This is a genomic window from Devriesea agamarum, assembly GCF_900070355.1.
Classification (GTDB): Bacteria; Actinomycetota; Actinomycetes; order Actinomycetales; family Dermabacteraceae; genus Devriesea; species Devriesea agamarum.
Genome location: NZ_LN849456.1, coordinates 2,704,758 through 2,720,833, shown reverse-complemented (window position 1 = coordinate 2,720,833; position 16,076 = coordinate 2,704,758). Strand labels below are relative to the sequence as shown.

Below are 16,076 nucleotides of genomic sequence, written 5' to 3'. Positions count from 1 at the left end.
CACCACCTACTGCAACAGCACACCACCTACTGCAACCACCCAACATCGCACTGATCTGAGGACAAGACAATGCCCCAACGCCCCAGCGGCCTCAACCTCTCATGGATCGATTCAAACCTGCGCCCCCAAGATGACCTGTTCGGCTACATGAACGGCACCTGGCTGCGCGATGTTGACATTCCGTCCGATCGGTCCTCCCACGGATCCTTCCAGGAGCTGTTCGACCGGGCAGAACGCGATGTGCATGAAATCGTCAACGAAGTCACGATGCGCTGGACGGAAGAGGAACCCCAAAACCCCGACGGTGACCGCATCGCCACCATGTTCTCGGCCTTCATGGACGAGCAGACCCTCAATGAGCGCGGCTGCGGGCCAATCGTGCCGATGGTTCACGCCATCAACGATGCGCATGACCACGCAGATCTCGCGCGGCTCCTGGCCTCCCCTTCTTACCGGACGCAGCTCATCGCACCCTACGTGTGGATCGACCAGGATGACTCCTCCCGCTACCAGGTGATGCTGAACCAAAGTGGCCTGGGTCTACCCAACGAGGCCTACTACCGCCAGGACACCTACGCCCCGGCGCGTGCGGCATACCTGGCCTACCTGGCGGACCTGGCGCGCCTGGCAGGCCTGGGCGACCCCGGTGACGCTGACAAAATGGCCTCCGATGTCCTGGCGTTGGAAACCTCCATTGCTGCCCTCCATTGGGATGCGGTCACCTCGCGCGACGTCGATAAGACCCGCAACCCAACTACGCGCTCCGAGCTGGCAACTTTGGCCCCCGAGTTCCCGTGGGATGCATTTATTGAAGGCACCGGCGCTGATCCCGCGGTCTTTGCCCGGGTCAATGTGAAACAGCCGTCCTATGTAGCGGGGGTAGCGAAACTGTACTCTGCGACCCCGCTACCGCTGTGGCGCCTATGGGCTGCGCTGCACGTGATCGACGACTATGCACCGTACCTGTCGTCCGATTTCGCCGAGGCCCATTTCGCGTTCCACGGAACGGCGCTCGCCGGAACCCAAACTATGCGGGAGCGCTGGAAGCGAGGAATCTCGCTGGTGGAAGAAACCTTTGGGGATGCCCTCGGGCGGATTTATGTGAAGCGTTATTTCCCGCCCACCCACAAACAGCGCATGGACGAGCTGGTGGCCCGCATTATTGAGGCATACCGCGAGTCGATCAGCTCACTGGACTGGATGAGCGACGCCACCCGCGAGAAAGCACTGGCCAAACTGGATAAGTTCACGCCGAAGATCGGCTATCCGGTGCGCTGGCGCGACTACTCCGCACTCACCCTGATTCCTGGCGACCTAGTGGGCTCGCTCCAAGCCTGTTTAGCCTTTGAAGCCCAGTATCAGTGGACTAAAGCACTTGGCCCGGTCGACCGTGATGAATGGCTGATGACGCCCCAGACGGTCAATGCGTACTACAACGCGAGCGCCAACGAGATTGTTTTCCCGGCAGCCATTTTGCAGCCTCCGTTCTTCGATGCTAACGCCGACGATGCCGTGAACTTCGGTGGGATTGGCGCGGTAATCGCCCATGAAATCGGGCACGGGTTTGATGACCAAGGCAGTAAATACGACGGGGACGGAAACCTCATCTCCTGGTGGACCGACGACGACCGGACAAACTTTGAAGCACGCGCCGCGCAGCTGATTGACATATTCGACGGGCTTGTTCCCCGAGATCTTTCCGGTGAGCACACCGTCAACGGCGCACTCACCATCGGAGAGAACATCGGCGACCTCGGCGGCTTGTCAATCGCTGTTCGCGCATACCTGTCAACCCTGTCTGATCGCACCGAACCCGTCATTGACGGTTACACCCCGCTACAGCGCGTCTTTTTGGGTTGGGCACAGGTGTGGCGAGGAAAAAACCGGGACGAAAACGCCATCCAACGCCTGGCAATGGACCCCCACTCGCCCAACGAGTTCCGATGCAACACCACGGCGTCGCTCGTGCCCGAGTTTTACGAAGCATTCGATGTCCGCGAAGGCGATGACCTGTTCCGTCCGGTCAACGAGAGGGTGCGTATCTGGTGAACACCGAACCCTCAAAACTTCCCTACCGGGGAACGACCCGACCCGCTGCCGTCGGCTGGACGCGCATCGGGGTCACCTTCGGCGCGGGCATCATCATCGCCGCCATTAGCCTTCTGCGCGCAGAGCAGTTTGGAACGGCCTGGGCCATGATCGCCCTGACTATCTTCACCGGCATGGCGATGTGGTCGTACATCCGCATGGTCACCACCTTCACCGTCGATAAACACGGGATCACGGTGCGCTGGGGCGGGTTCTGGCCGCAGAGAACCTGGCCCGCCTCCCAATTCCGGTCGGTGCATTTACGGGAGATTCCCTCTAGCATCCTGGGCGTGACGGTTGGCGGAGTGGGCTGGCGGCGCGGGCGGGTGATGGCCCCCGAGATCAGTCAGCTGCGACCCGTCGGCGGACTCAAGATCTTCACGACCGGCAATAAACAGGACCAGGCTCGTATGCTGGTGACCAGGCCGGGCACTCAAGTGGAGATCATCACCACCGACGGCGGGGTCTACTTGATCTCGCCGGATAATCCGGTGGCCACGGGTGAAGCCGTTGCCGAAGTGATTCGGACCCGTAAATAGCTCCGGTGGTCTGCAATTCCCTTGCCGACCGCCACGAACTAGACTGATGTCGTCATCCATGACAGGGGAGCACCGCCTGGTGCTGAGAGTGCGCACGACGCGCAGACCCTCGAACCTGATCCGGTTAGCACCGGCGTAGGGAGTCGGGATTTCTCACGCAGCCTGCCGTAGGTTGCGTCCCTTCCGCACCACCGGAAGGAGACCGTTCGATGACATTCACCCCCGCCACGGGATCACCCTCCACGTCCGACAGCACCGATACCGCAACGATTCCGCCAGGCCACCCCTCCGAGCGGGCATCCGGCCCGCTCATGAAGTACCGCACGGTTGATCTGATGGTCACCGTCATGATCGGTATCGCCTTTGGGGTCGCGTTTCTCGGCTATTCAACGCTGTATTCGCTGATCACACCGCTGACGACGCTGTTTCCACCGGCCTCCGGCCTGCTCGCCGGGCTGTGGTTCTTACCCGCCCTGCTCGCAGGCCTGATCGTGCGCAGGCCGGGCGCAGCCCTGCTCGCCGAACTCATTGCAGCCGCCGTGGAAATGCTGCTGGGGGGTCAATGGGGCCTGAGCACCTTGGCATCAGGGCTGATTCAAGGCCTCGGGGTCGAACTCGGGTTTGCAATCTTCCTGTACCGGCGCTTCCGCCCAGAGGTTGCCATCTGCGCAGCAATCGGTGCCGCCGTCTTGGAGTGGATTTACGAGAGTTCCGGGTACTACCTCGAATGGTCTTTCGGCTGGAAACTTTTGCTGCTGGGATTCTTCTTGGTAAGCACCGTGTTTTTGTGCGGGCTGCTCGGACACCTGATCGTGCGCGCCCTAGCCAAGGTCGGTGCCCTCGCGTCCTTCCCTGCAGGCCGGGCGCACGCCGAGAAAAACCTGGTGTAGATCGCTGCTTCCATGACCACTGTGACCACCATGCAGGGGCCGTGCCTGCTCGGGGTGACCTGGACCCCAGTAGGCCGGCGCCTGCCCACCCTGGATGACCTCACCCTTCGCATCGAACCCGGCCAGAAGGTTTTGATTGCAGGTGCGAGCGGCAGCGGGAAAACAACCGTGTTACGGGCGCTCGCCGGTCTGCTCGACGAATCCGTGGGTCACCTCTCTGGGCAGATCACCTCGGCTGCCGCAGCGCAGTCCTCAATCGGGCTGCTCATGCAAAACCCCCAGCACACCATCGTCGCCGCTACGGCGGGCCGCGATACCGCCTTCGGCCCTGAAAACCGTTCACAGCCTCGCGATGACATCCCCGGGTGCGTCGCCGCCGCCTTTAGCAAAGCACATTTCGACGAGTCCCCGCATAAGGAACCGTTCGCTCTCTCGGGGGGTCAGCAGCAGCGTCTCGCTCTCGCGGGCGCTCTCGCGCTGGACCCCGACACGTTCCTGCTCGATGAACCGCTGACCATGCTGGATCCTGCGCGGGCTGCGGCGGTGCGCGATGCGATTCTCGCCGCAACTAGCGGTAAGACACTAGTGGTTGCCGATCATCGGATCGACATGTGGGCCGATCAGGTTGATCGCATCGTGGTGCTTGGGGCCCGGGCTCAGATTCTCGCCGACGGCCCGATCGACACCGTCCTGACGACACAGCGAGAAGTGTGTTTACGCGCGGGGCTTCGCCTGGGTCCTCTCCAGGTGGACTCTGTACAAGCAGTGTTCTCGGATAGCGGGGCGGGCTGGAGACCGCAGACAAAATCCAAATCCGTCCAAGCATCGGCCCCGGATTGCATGGCGGGGGTGCCAGAGCATGCTCGCGATGGTGACTGTCCGCATCCTCAGCCCATCCTCGAACTCCTGGACGCCGACATTCCCACGCGTAACCGCGACCAGGCCGAGCCGCTGCTCACCGGGATATGTCTGCGCCTATATTCGGGTCGGGCGCTGGCATTAACCGGTCCGAGCGGGGTTGGAAAATCGACCCTGTTACGGGTTCTTGCGGGCCTGGACGAGCCCAGGGTTGAAGGTTCGTGCAGGCGAAGAGTCAAAGACAATGGCACGGGCATAGGCGCAGACACAGACACAGACACAGACACAGACACAGACACAGACACAGACACAGACAGTGTGCCGGGCAGCGGCACGAATCCGCTCCCACGAATCCGCAGGCCCGACCCGTCGCGAATTGCCTGGCTCCCCCAAGATCCCGAACTGTCATTTGTCGCTCGAACGGTCCGCGAAGAGGTCTCGGCATCTCCGTATGCCACCGACCCCGCCCTCGCAACCCAGCTCATCGAACAGTGCGGGCTATCCCACCTGGCCGGGGCCTCCCCGTTTGCGCTGTCCGGGGGTGAACAGCGACGGCTCGCCCTAGCCTCCGCGCTCGCACAGAATCCCGATGTTCTCATCCTGGACGAGCCGACCGTCGGATTGGATGCTATCTCCTGGCACGCCATCGTCGAGATTTTTGAGGAGGTGCGCCGCCGTGGCACCGCGTTGATCCTAGCCACCCACGACCCCGACCTGATCACCTGGTGCGACGATCTGCTCGATCTTGAAGCCGAGACGGATGCCAAGTCTGATTCTGGGAACTGCATCCCTGACATCGGGAATGCGTACGGCACCGCCGCCGCAGACATCCACGGCAGCACAATGTCCAAGGCGCATGAGCCATGTCAGGGATCGAGCGAGACCCACGTTATGCAAGCCCTCGCCGAGCCGAACAAGCACCCCTTACAAGGTCAGGACATTCTGCGCCCGGCGCCACCGGTGCACCCGTGTCCTGCCCACGCGCTTAACCCTCTGACCGCACTCGCCATCGGACTAGGGGCGGCTATCGGATCGTTTGGGATCAACACCTGGCAGACAGGTCTCATCGCCTTCCTGGTCTGCGGCATCCTGGCACCGCTCTCCATGCCGACCGTGCGCGGCAGTCTGCTGCGCCTGCTGCCGTTGGGGCTGGGTGCACTGGGACTGGTGTACTCGACGCTCGTTTTATCAGGGCATGGTCTTGGCCATGGACATGGTTGGGCGGTCGCGTTCAAAGAAGGGCTGCGGATTCTTATCTTCGTCGGGCCTGGGGTTTTGCTACTTGGAACAATCAACCCGACAAGTCTCGGCGATGCACTGGGCAATCGCCTCCACCTTCCGGCCCGCGCTGTGGCAGCGTCAATAGCGGGCATTGTCCGCATCGGCCATCTGCGGCGCCAATGGATATCGATGGAAGAGATCCGGCGTCTGCGCGGACTCATGCCGAACATGTCGTGGCGGTCTCCGCTGCGTAGCATCGCAGATATCTGCCGCTACCTGTCGGCAATGACATTTGCCCTGCTCATGTCCGTTCTACGAGGCAGCGAATTACAAGCCATGGCGATGGATGCCCGCGGTTTCCAGACCGCACACCGCCGCACCTGGGCTCTGCCTAGCCCATGTACTCGCGCCGACATCATCGGGTTCCTAATTGCGCTCGTTCTTCTAGTCCTCCCTTGGGCCCTGCGGTGGCTACCCTAGTTCCGTGACTTCTCTATCCAATTCTTCGGCCGCTGCTGTCAACGCATCATCTTCTGAGCCGGGCGGGGGCGACAAGACCGCATCGCAGCCCAGCCCTGAAGCGATTGCCCTCGCCGAAAAGATGCTGAACATGGCGCGCGACGGCGAAGCCGAGGATCTTCTTCCGCTGCTGGATCGCGGCGCTCCGGTGAACATGCTGGACGCAAAAGGCAACTCGCTGCTCATGCTCGCCGCATACTACGATCACGCGGAGTTAGTGCGGGAACTCGCCGAACGCGGTGGCGATGTGGATCTTGCGAATGACCGTGGCCAGACCCCGCTCGCGGGTGCCGTGTTTAAAGGTTTCGACCAGACCGTGAAAACTCTGTTGGACCTTGGCGCAAACCCTGATCTCGGTACTCCCTCGGCCCGCGAGACGGCGGCTTTCTTCCAGCACACAGAGCTCGCCGCGCTGATCGAAGATTCCTGCCCCGCAAGCTAAACACGGGGCACTAAAATGCCGGGGCCGGGGCTATCTGGGCTGGGGCTAGCGGGCAAGTATTTGGCGTCAGCGCACGTGTTGGCGGTCTTCCCAGGTCATATGGATGTGTTCGAGACCGGCTTCCATGTAGATATCGCCGTGTGCGCGGAAACCGAGCGAGGTGTACCAATCCTGTAAGTACGCTTGGGCGCTGATCTCGACCGGACCGCCGATGCTGTCGGCAACGGACATGGCGCGCAGAAACACCGCCTGCCCTAGTTTTAGTCTGCGGGCCTGCGGGTGGATCACCATGCGTCCGATGTGCACGGTCCGTTCAGCTGGTCCTTCACCTGCGGTTGCACGCTCGGGGTCAGCGCCCGCTGGTTTTGATTCGGCAATACCACCTGCTGGCTCCGACCTAGCGACGGCAGCTGATCCCGACACGGCAACGGATGGTTCCGATCGCGTCGTCGGCGCGCCGCCCCTGCCACCTGCTGCCGGTGAGCCGGTCGGTGTATCCACCAGGATCCGAGCATGACCGATCACATCGGCGGGGCCGTTCGGGCCTAGAGCCCACACCCACCGGGTGTCTGGGTCGAGATCACGTCCGTCGAGATCCGGTTCCGTTGTTCCCTGCTCAATGGAAAAGACCGTCTCCCTAAGCTTGCAGACGCCGTAGACGGTGAGCGGGTTCATCTGGGCGAGCGGGCCATCACCGATGATCACCTGGTCACGGTTGAGGAGAAGGGCAGCTGATGATGAGGAAGAATCACCCGCCGCCTTAGACACCTGGTCTCTTGGCTTCAAGGAATCGCTCATGGGGCCACCATATCGGACCATACAAGCTCCGAAGCCTCCGGTATCGTGTGAGCACCGGTGCGCAATATCCGGTATCACGTATGTGCCAGGTCTTGGATCAGGCGTCCGAGTCGCTGTGCGTATCGGCGTACGCATCCGTGGCGCGCCGCCAATGCTCCATCATCCGCGGCCCGCCATGCCCTTCCTCCTCGACGATGATCAACCTGCTTCCCGGCCACGCCCGATGCAGGTTCCATGCCGTCACCGCTGGGCCCGACACATCGCGCCGCCCATGGATCAAAGTGCCAGGGATACCGTGCAACCGATCCATCCGGGTAAGCAGTCCGCCTTCCGGTCCGAACCCGTCGTGGGACCAGTAGTGGGTTACGAGCGTACAAAACGCGATCAGGTCCGCCGAGACCTCCGGACCACATTCCGAGTCGGTTGCATCGGGTGCAGTGATCTGCCGGGCCGTTCGGCGTTCGTATACTCCGGCTTTCCCAATGCGAATATGTTCGTCCTCCCAGACGCACCAGACCGCAGCTGCCCGGTCCCGCAGCTGAAGATCGGAGCCAGTCAGCATGTCGGCATAGGCGCTGACCAGACGTTTTCGCTGAGGTGACCGATCCTCCGGCTCAAATCCGCCATGCTCCTGGGCGAACTCCGCGAGTTCATCCCACATTTCGGGGAATATCGCGCCCACCCCCTCGGTAATCCAGTCAACTTCCTCACGACTGGTGGTGGTGACCGCGACCAAGATAAGGGCGGCCACACGGTCGGGATGCGCCTGCGCGTATGCCAAGGCGAGGGTCGATCCCCAGGACACCCCGGCAACCAGGAACGAACTGACACCGAGATGGGATCGCAACGCCTCGATATCAGCGATGAGATGCGGGGTGGTGTTGTCCGTCAGCCGATGGCGTGGATCAGTCACATGCGGGGTGCTGCGTCCACATCCGCGCTGGTCGAAACTAACAATGAAGTAGCGGTCAGGATCAAAATCTGCCCGGTACTTGCCCGTGCCGAGCCCGCTCCCAGGGCCACCGTGCAGATAGAGAGCTGGTATGCCCTCGGGATTTCCCGACAACTCATAAAACAGTTCATGTCCGTCGCTGACTGGCAACATTCCAGTCGAAAAGGGGGCCAAGGGGGTTACCGTATCCGCCATCGCATAAGCCTAGCGGGTGCTGAGCGAGGACAAACCCGAGTGCAATTCCTACATGAAGGACTGGCACAGTACATCGCACGGCATCTCGCCATACTTGGCAGGTTGAGCAATGCCGTGTGCCAAGAGCGGATGCGTAGCGAGAATCGGTTCAACGACATCCTGTAGCCAGCTAGCGCGAATTCCTGACCTGGTAGCGACGTCGTCAAGCGCGATAAGGATCTTGTAGATCGAGTGGTTAGAAAATCCACGATGGCGCTGTCGAACGCGTCGTACCATTTTGGGCTGTATACCGGGCACATCGAGCACGGAGTGGTTCCACAGCTGAGCACAGTGGGCGATTCGGTTACGTAAATACACGAACGAACGGACTTGCCCCGGCAGGAGCTTTCGAGAGGTGTTCATCGAGTCAGCAATATCATCTAAAACCCCTGATTGTCCTGATGCCTCGATCAAACGCGAGAGACTACCAAAGGAGAACGCTTCGACTGCTACCCAGATCGGCATACGGTCATACGCTTCTGGTTTGTAGGTGGATCCCTGTTTGATCTCGTCACGGTAGTGCACAATGAATGCTTCTTTGCTGCGGTCGAGATTCGCCAGCGGATGTTCTTCGACCCGCATCTCGCCTGGATTTGGAGGCTGGGTGAAGCCCTCGCCTCGCGCAAACATTCCGGTCACTCCAATGATGCGGCCATAGGCGTGCGCGAATCTGGCCCGGAGCAAAACCTCGAGCGAGTGCAGCAAGCCGTCACAAACGGTCACCAGCTGCAGCTCGGCCTCATACAGAGCACGGAGAGTGTCGAAGGAAATGCCACCGATAAACCGATTGTCGCCATGTTGCGGGTCTTGTTGCCAATGGCGGAAATACCCCGCAAGACGGTAGTAACTCACACGTGAGAGAAAGTCGGCTGCAGCACCCGCATCGTCGACCTGCATGCCTCGCCGGCTCAAGAGCACTACTTGATCTTCATAGCTGAGCCAGTCTTTCGACATCTCACATCTCCCATGAAAATAAAAGGCCCCGGCCATTTGTGCATTGCCTAAGGGCAAGAGGCCTGACCGGGGATCTATCAGTTTCACTGTAGGTCAGGTGTTGCCCACGTACAACCCCCACACCCACGCTGTGACGAAGGCCCATCGCTTTCCCGTCACCGCCCGCCGGGAAACGCTAGCGGGAGTACAAGGGGACCCGACAATCGGCGAGCGCCCCGGCCATCGCCACTCAGACAGACATCTACCGTCTCAACCCTGCATCCAGGATGGGTCATGCGGCCAGGCGCGCCTGCGCGCCCGCGATTTTTGGCAGCGGCCGCACCAGAACAGGGTGCGTCCCGCTACCTCCCGCATGAGCACTATCGCCCCGCACACCCGGCAGGGGAATCCCTGCCGATGGTAGACGTAGAACGACTTTTCGCGCGGCACCACCCCGGCGTCCTCGTCACCGTTTTGCCGAGAGCCGCGGGAGCGTTCAACTAGGAACGGGGCGATATCGCGATGGTCGGGTTCGGTGGTGACGATTCTGCCGGTGTGCGCCCCATACCGCATGAGTGGAACCAGATCATCCCAGAGGGCCGTGACGACGGACCGGCTGAGTTCGCGCCCCGGAATCTCCGGATCAAGACCTACTCGGAATAGGGTTTCCGCCCGGTAAATATTGCCGACCCCCGCGATGACCTGCTGGTTCATAAGCTGCACACCGATTGAGGTACGGGAACGCAACACCGCGTCAACAAACCGGGCCGGATCCGCATCCACGCGCAGAGGATCTGGTCCAAGGCGAGTCAGAATGTTGTGCCGTCCTCGCGCATCCACCACCTCGCAGGTATTGGGACCAGTGAGGTCGGCAAGGCCGTGTCTGCCGGCCATGCGCAGTCGCACATTCGGCCCAGGTTTGAGATGTTGCCAGGCGTCGCGAGCGTCCCCGGTTGTGCTCTCCCGCTCCCCCACGCGTTTACGCGGGGCGCCGATGGCCTGGACCTGAGAGAAGGTGGAGTCCCCGGCAAAAGTCCAGGATCCATACAATCCGAGGTGGATATGCACATACCGCGCCGGCTCATCGTCTGCCGCCGGGCCGAAACCGAGAAACAGATGCTTCCCCACGGCTTCCGCCGCGATGAGAACCTGCCCGGTCAAGGAATCAGCTTCGGCGGCAAAGCGCCCCTGCGGACTCGTCAGGGCAACCGCATCACCGCCGAAGGCCCCGCGCAAAGCGTCGGCGAGCCGGTGGATCGTATGACCCTCGGGCATCAGCGCGTCGGCACCGGCTCGGTGTCGGACATCCCGCCGTCGGCTACCTCGCCGTACCCACCGGTGCGCTCGAACTGGGCGAGAAGATCAATACGCCGTTGATGACGCTGTTCACCGCTAAACGGGGTGGCGATAAATAAGTCGATGAGTTCATCCAGCTCAGTTTCGCCGTGCTGACGAGCGCCGACGGACACCACATTGGCGTCATTGTGCTCGCGGGCGAGCTTGGCGGTGTCTTCGTTCCACACTAAGGCCGCGCGAACTCCCGCGACTTTATTCGCCGCGATCTGCTCGCCATTGCCAGATCCACCGATCACAATGCCCAGAGCCTCCCGGCCCTGTTCCTGATCATCGACGACGCCCTGTCCGACGGCAGTGCAAAACGGCGGGTAATCATCCAGCGCATCGAAGGTGTGCGCGCCGTGGTCAATCACCTCATGGCCCTTTGCTCTAAGGCTGTTGACCAGCCGGTTCTTTACGTCAAAGCCGGCATGATCGGTTCCAATGTGGATACGCATATACGGTTCTTCTTCCTGGTTATACCTATGTGATGTGTGCGCGACGGGCCGGCGGGTGGGACGTCGACCAGATGGTATAGCCTCCCGGTCGACGCCTGGTCGCCGGTCACGACGTGCCTGCTCGTCGCTTTCGCACCTGCTCGTCGCTTTCGCACATGCTAGTGGGCCACGACTCAGTCGAGAATCGGCCCAACTGTCCGGCTGCGCTTGAGCTCGAAGAATCCGGGGACAGCGCTCATCATGCGCAGACCGTCGAGTAATCGGCCCGCATCCTCACCGCGCGGGGCTGGGGAGACCACCGGCCCGAAATAGGCCGTGCCTTCGCCGAAGGAGATCACCGGGGTGCCGACGTCATTGCCGACCAGGTCTATCGCCCGCTGGTGCGAAGCGCGTAGTGCATCGTCGAGTTCATCGGACGCGCTCACCTGCGCAACCGGCACGTCCACTCCGGCAGCCGACACCGCCTTCTGCATCACAGAGATGGGGTCCCGGTCACCGTGCACGTGGAAAGCCTCGCCAAAGGCCGTGTAATAGGCGTCGAGAGCGGCCTTGCCCCCGGCTTGCTCCACCGCTATTGCGACGCGCACCGGCCCCCACGCCTGATCCATAGCACGACGATAGTCAGGATCAAGATCGCGCCCCTGGTTCAGAACGGACAAAGACATGACGGAAAACGTCACCTCAATATCGCGTACTTCCTGCGCGTTCTTTAACCAGCGGCTGGTCATCCAAGCCCACGGGCAAGTCGGGTCGAACCACATTTCCACGCGAGTCTCAGGCATCGACATCTCCTCAAGCGTCATCGAATACAAGGGGGCCAGGTCCGCGAATGCCGCGCACCGTTGGCCAGGTTCACTGCACCGCCGGGGCGGCTCTTTCCACGCAGTGAGCTCAGCACAAAACCATTGTTCCACCTCGGATGCCCGCTGGAGGACACGGCATCGACCATCGTCTGCAGCACCGACGCCGACGGCGCAGTCGAGCAGCACCAGCTGTGACATCGAGCAGCACCAGTTGTGACGTCAAGCACAGCACCCCATGGTGGCGAACGACGACGCCCACCCCTTAAGGCCTTACGCAAAGGGTTCTTAAATAGCCGCTCCGGGACGTGAAAATGCCTTGCGCCGACCCATATTCGTGCACTGGGATAGTTTCCATGCTCTTTTCGCGTCGCAGCGATTCCTCCTCATCTTCAGCTCCAGGCCTCGGTCCACGCCCACTGACCGGGGTCAACATCGTGCTCGACATGATCGCGCGCCAGAAAAAGGCCGTGCTGATCGGGTTCCCTCTGGCGCTCTTATCTAACGTCTTAGAGACACTCACGCCCGCACTGGTCGGTCTGACCGTAGACCGGGCGATTATGCCGCAGTCGCCCATCATGCTGATCGTGATGCTGTTTCTTTTGGCCGCTGATATCTATCTCGGCTTGAAGTGCTGGCAGATTGCGTACCTGCGGCTCAAGCGCGCCAGTTTCGAGGAGATCCATCGTCAGCGCGTCCGTATTACCGAAGCGGTCTTAGATCCTCGGGCACGACCCACCAATCGGTCCTCGGGCGAGATTCTGTCCATCGCCACCTCCGATGCTGACCGCGCTGGTCAGGTCGTGTACGCGGCGTTCGAGTTCTATATGCCGGTGTTCGTGACACTTGCCGGCACTGTGATTGTCCTGCTGGTCCTCGACTGGCGGATCGCTATTGCAGTGGTGATCGGGGTTGTCTTCGTTCTGCTCATCACCCGGTTAATCGGCCCGGTGATGACTAAACGTCATACCGCTCAACAGGAGGCCAACGCCGAAGCCTCCGCCACCGCCACCGACCTGGTCAAAGGGTTACGGGTTTTGCAGGGTTTGGGTGCGCAACACGCGGCGAACCAGCGGTACCGATTCGGTTCCCGGCGGGCCCTAGCCGCTTCGGTGCGCAACGCCCAATTCGGTGGCCTCGGATACGGTTTAACGCTCGGGGTCGGCTTCCTCATGATTGCCGTGATCGCTAGCCTGACCGGCTATTTCGCTGTGAACGACCGGATCAGCATCGGGGCGTTTATTGCGATCATTGGAATTAGTCAGGCCCTAGTGGGTCAGCTGGATTCAATCGGCGAAGCCGCCGTGTACTGGGCCTCGGTGAAGGGCTCAGCCAATCGCATAGCGGACCTGCTGAATGAACTCAGCCATTCGCCGCATAAAACACAGCATGTGGCCCGCATTCCAGCGGGAGACCTAGTTATTGACGACCTGACCACTGACAACCTGCATGGCCTCAAGCTGCGGATCGAGCCCGACCAGATCGTCGGCCTGGTCTGCAGCACCCCGAAAGAAGCGCGAGAGGTCCTAGATGCATTACACGCCTCCCATGCGAATAACAGCTCAGGCAGTGTGAAGATCGGCGACACCACGTTGGTTCGCTCCTCAGCGCTCGCCGCCCGGGACATCATGCTGGTTGAACCCCACCACGTCGACCTTTTTGAAGGTACGTTGCGCGACCAAGTTCTCACGCGCTGCGCCGACGGATCAGATCAAGACGTCCGTAACGCTATCGACGCCGCAGGCGCCTCGGACGTGTTGACCCTGTTGCCCGACGGTATGGACTCAGAGATTCAAGAAGGCGGAACCAACCTGTCTGGTGGCCAGCGTCAACGAGTGGCATTGGCGCGCGCCTTTGCCGCTAAGACCCCGATCTTGATCCTGCACGACCCGACCACCGCTGTCGATGCCGTCACCGAACAAAAAATTGCGGACGGTATGACCGATTTTCGACGCGGGAATGGCGAGCGCACGCTGCTGATCACCCACGCGCCCGCTCTGCTGACAATCTGCGACCGAGTGGTGTTCGTTCGCGACGGCCACGTGGCAGCCGCCGGATCTCACCACAACCTGGCACGCGAAGTGCCCCTGTATACGGAGACCGTTCTACGATGACCACCACAGCCTCATCGGATTCTCTATCCGATGTCCCGACCCTGGAAGAGATCGAAGCATCCGTCGCCAAGCATCGCGACTTGCTGCCGATCGCGACCGGACGTCGAGCAACTGTCTATATGCTGCGCGCCGCCGCAAAGCGTCCAGCCGCAACCATCGCCGCGCTCGTGCCGGCCGTGATCTGGGCTATCTCCACCGCCTCAATTCCTCGGTTGATCGGGCAGATCGTCGACGTGGTTACCAGCGGGCAAGGCGTCGATGGTGTGCTGTGGATGGCCGGGGCCATCGGGGCCGTCGGCATTATTGGCGGTATCACCGGCGCTCTGTGTTGGGGCCAGATTGCGGTGCTCGGCCAGACGATTCTGGCGCAGATGCGTGAGGATGTGATCGACCGTGCGCTTAATCTGCCCAACGGCACAATGGAAAAAGCCGGGATCGGAGACGCTCTGTCACGAGTAGCCGATGACGTCGATGTGGCCTCTCGCACGATTAACCAGGTTGTTCCTAACCTGATCACCACCGTGCTCACGGTGATCTTCGTGTTCGCCGGGATCGCGTCGGTGGACTGGCGGATGCTGATCGCTGGTCTGCTTGTTCTTCCGATCTACGTGTGGGCTCTGCGGTGGTATTTGCCGCGCTCCTCACGGCTATACCGGCAAGAGCGTGTGGCCCTCGGTAATCGCGCCCAAGCGCTGCTCAGCTCGATCCAAGGCGCACCAACCGTACACGCTTACGCCATTGAAGACCGCCAGGTGGGAAGGGTGTCGCACTTTTCCCGCATCGCCTACGGACTCAGCCTTCAGCTCTCCGAACTTGTGGCCAAGGTGACGGCATTCTTCAACAAGGCAGAAATGCTCGGCATCGTCCTGGTTCTGATCGCCGGATATTTCCTGGTGGGATGGAAGGAGATCAGCGTTGGCCAGGCCACGGCGGGCGGGCTGTACTTCGTGTCTCTTTTTTGGCCACTGGCATTTCTGATCTTCATGGCTGACAGCTTGCAGTCAGCGGGCGCGAGCCTGACCCGCATGATCGGGGTGATTGATACGATCCCGCCGACTGATCGGGCCAGAACTCAGGCGTATAAGACCCCGCGCGATAGTTCCATCACCGTGCGCGGCGTCTCCCATGCCTATCTCACCGACGCCGACGGCGTTGAACGCACGGTGCTTCAGCCTTTGGACCTCAGCATCGCACCAGGCCAGACAGTGGCGTTCGTCGGCACGTCCGGGGCCGGGAAATCCACCCTTGCAGCCATTATTTCGGGAACGCTGCGCCCCACCCACGGCGAGGTTTTGTGGGGCGGGGTACCTCTGGGGGAGATGGATATCGCTGTCCAGCGGTCATACGGCTCGATCATCAGTCAGGACACGCACGTCTTCAAAGGGACTCTCGCCGAGGATTTGCGCTTGGTGAATCCTGAGGCAAGCGATGAGGATCTGTGGCGCGCTCTGCGCACGGTGCAAGCTGATGGTTGGGTGGCGGCCCTCCCTGACAGCATTAACACCCTGGTCGGAGAAAAAGGTCATCGACTCACCCCGGAGCAGGCCCAGCATCTGGCGCTCGCCCGGATTGTGTTGCAAGATCCGCGCATTCTGGTGATGGATGAGGCCACCGCTGATGAAGGGTCCTTCGGTGCCCGCGTGCTCGAACAGGGCGCGCTGGCGGCCTCTGCGGGTCGCACCACTTTGATTGTCGCGCACCGTCTGTCTCAGGCGGCGCGCGCTGACCGCATATGCGTCATGGAAAATGGGCGACTGATTGAACAGGGCACCCATCGGGAGCTGCTCGATCTGAACGGACAATACGCCACCTTGTGGTCGGCGTGGTCCACGGAAACGCACTGAACCTTCTCGTCTCGGCACGACGCGCAGGGAACGGTCCGGTAGGCTCGGCCC

Annotated in this window: 13 protein-coding genes and 1 riboswitch; of the genes, 7 read left to right on the top strand and 6 right to left on the bottom strand. The window is 61.3% G+C overall.

Annotated elements, in window-relative coordinates:
- Positions 1-69 precede the first annotated feature (69 nt).
- From BN1724_RS11440 to BN1724_RS11420, 5 genes are all read left to right on the top strand, one after another.
- The gene (locus tag BN1724_RS11440; protein ID WP_058235464.1) at positions 70-2,049 is read left to right on the top strand and encodes a M13 family metallopeptidase; all 1,980 of its coding nucleotides are present in this window, start codon (positions 70-72) and stop codon (positions 2,047-2,049) included.
- Entirely contained in the window at positions 2,046-2,627 is a 582-nt protein-coding gene (locus tag BN1724_RS11435) for a PH domain-containing protein (protein WP_058235463.1), read from the top strand. The genes BN1724_RS11440 and BN1724_RS11435 overlap by 4 nt, the downstream gene beginning before the upstream one ends.
- A 53-nt stretch (positions 2,628-2,680) precedes the next feature.
- Positions 2,681-2,786: riboswitch (TPP riboswitch) on the top strand.
- 50 nt (positions 2,787-2,836) lie between these two features.
- Positions 2,837-3,517: an ECF transporter S component gene (locus BN1724_RS11430; protein ID WP_231928243.1), complete on the top strand. Its 681-nt coding sequence runs from the start codon at positions 2,837-2,839 to the stop codon at positions 3,515-3,517.
- Between the two features lie 12 nt (positions 3,518-3,529).
- Positions 3,530-6,076 carry an ATP-binding cassette domain-containing protein gene (locus BN1724_RS11425; protein WP_058235462.1) on the top strand — a complete coding sequence of 849 codons (2,547 nt, stop codon included), beginning with the start codon at positions 3,530-3,532 and terminating at the stop codon, positions 6,074-6,076.
- A gap of 4 nt (positions 6,077-6,080) precedes the next feature.
- Positions 6,081-6,557 carry an ankyrin repeat domain-containing protein gene (locus BN1724_RS11420; protein WP_058235461.1) on the top strand — a complete coding sequence of 159 codons (477 nt, stop codon included), beginning with the start codon at positions 6,081-6,083 and terminating at the stop codon, positions 6,555-6,557.
- Between the two features lie 66 nt (positions 6,558-6,623).
- On the opposite strand, the gene BN1724_RS11415 is transcribed toward BN1724_RS11420, so the two are convergent.
- The 6 genes from BN1724_RS11415 to BN1724_RS11390 form a co-directional block, all read right to left on the bottom strand.
- Entirely contained in the window at positions 6,624-7,355 is a 732-nt protein-coding gene (locus tag BN1724_RS11415; protein WP_172797126.1) for a GNAT family N-acetyltransferase, read from the bottom strand.
- Between the two features lie 97 nt (positions 7,356-7,452).
- Positions 7,453-8,502: an alpha/beta fold hydrolase gene (locus tag BN1724_RS11410; RefSeq protein WP_058235459.1), complete on the bottom strand. Its 1,050-nt coding sequence runs from the start codon at positions 8,500-8,502 to the stop codon at positions 7,453-7,455.
- A gap of 48 nt (positions 8,503-8,550) precedes the next feature.
- Positions 8,551-9,531, bottom strand: a complete 981-nt coding sequence (locus BN1724_RS11405) for an Abi family protein (protein ID WP_197671797.1) — start codon at positions 9,529-9,531, stop codon at positions 8,551-8,553.
- A 213-nt stretch (positions 9,532-9,744) separates the two neighbouring features.
- Positions 9,745-10,749, bottom strand: a complete 1,005-nt coding sequence (locus tag BN1724_RS11400; RefSeq protein ID WP_058235457.1) for an Fpg/Nei family DNA glycosylase — start codon at positions 10,747-10,749, stop codon at positions 9,745-9,747.
- Positions 10,749-11,267: a ribose-5-phosphate isomerase gene (locus tag BN1724_RS11395; protein WP_058235456.1), complete on the bottom strand. Its 519-nt coding sequence runs from the start codon at positions 11,265-11,267 to the stop codon at positions 10,749-10,751. The genes BN1724_RS11400 and BN1724_RS11395 overlap by 1 nt, the downstream gene beginning before the upstream one ends.
- Positions 11,268-11,440: 173 nt before the next feature.
- Entirely contained in the window at positions 11,441-12,049 is a 609-nt protein-coding gene (locus BN1724_RS11390) for a DsbA family protein (protein ID WP_058235996.1), read from the bottom strand.
- Positions 12,050-12,423: 374 nt separating this feature from the next.
- On the opposite strand from BN1724_RS11390, the gene BN1724_RS11385 reads away from it, so the two are divergent.
- Complete coding sequence (locus tag BN1724_RS11385) at positions 12,424-14,181, top strand: ABC transporter ATP-binding protein (protein WP_058235455.1); 1,758 nt, start codon at positions 12,424-12,426, stop codon at positions 14,179-14,181.
- On the top strand, positions 14,178-16,025 hold the full coding sequence (locus BN1724_RS11380) for an ABC transporter ATP-binding protein (RefSeq protein ID WP_058235454.1): 1,848 nt from the start codon (positions 14,178-14,180) through the stop codon (positions 16,023-16,025). Before BN1724_RS11385 ends, BN1724_RS11380 begins: the two co-directional genes overlap by 4 nt.
- Positions 16,026-16,076: the final 51 nt, after the last annotated feature.

Coding starts and splice junctions, on each gene's coding strand:
- BN1724_RS11440 (WP_058235464.1), top strand. CDS start 70: ATGCCCCAACGCCCCAGCGGCCTCAACCTCTCATGGATCGATTCAAAC.
- BN1724_RS11430 (WP_231928243.1), top strand. CDS start 2,837: ATGACATTCACCCCCGCCACGGGATCACCCTCCACGTCCGACAGCACC.
- BN1724_RS11425 (WP_058235462.1), top strand. CDS start 3,530: ATGACCACTGTGACCACCATGCAGGGGCCGTGCCTGCTCGGGGTGACC.
- BN1724_RS11415 (WP_172797126.1), bottom strand. CDS start 7,355: ATGAGCGATTCCTTGAAGCCAAGAGACCAGGTGTCTAAGGCGGCGGGT.
- BN1724_RS11410 (WP_058235459.1), bottom strand. CDS start 8,502: ATGGCGGATACGGTAACCCCCTTGGCCCCCTTTTCGACTGGAATGTTG.
- BN1724_RS11405 (WP_197671797.1), bottom strand. CDS start 9,531: ATGGCCGGGGCCTTTTATTTTCATGGGAGATGTGAGATGTCGAAAGAC.
- BN1724_RS11400 (WP_058235457.1), bottom strand. CDS start 10,749: ATGCCCGAGGGTCATACGATCCACCGGCTCGCCGACGCTTTGCGCGGG.
- BN1724_RS11395 (WP_058235456.1), bottom strand. CDS start 11,267: ATGCGTATCCACATTGGAACCGATCATGCCGGCTTTGACGTAAAGAAC.
- BN1724_RS11390 (WP_058235996.1), bottom strand. CDS start 12,049: ATGCCTGAGACTCGCGTGGAAATGTGGTTCGACCCGACTTGCCCGTGG.
- BN1724_RS11385 (WP_058235455.1), top strand. CDS start 12,424: ATGCTCTTTTCGCGTCGCAGCGATTCCTCCTCATCTTCAGCTCCAGGC.
- BN1724_RS11380 (WP_058235454.1), top strand. CDS start 14,178: ATGACCACCACAGCCTCATCGGATTCTCTATCCGATGTCCCGACCCTG.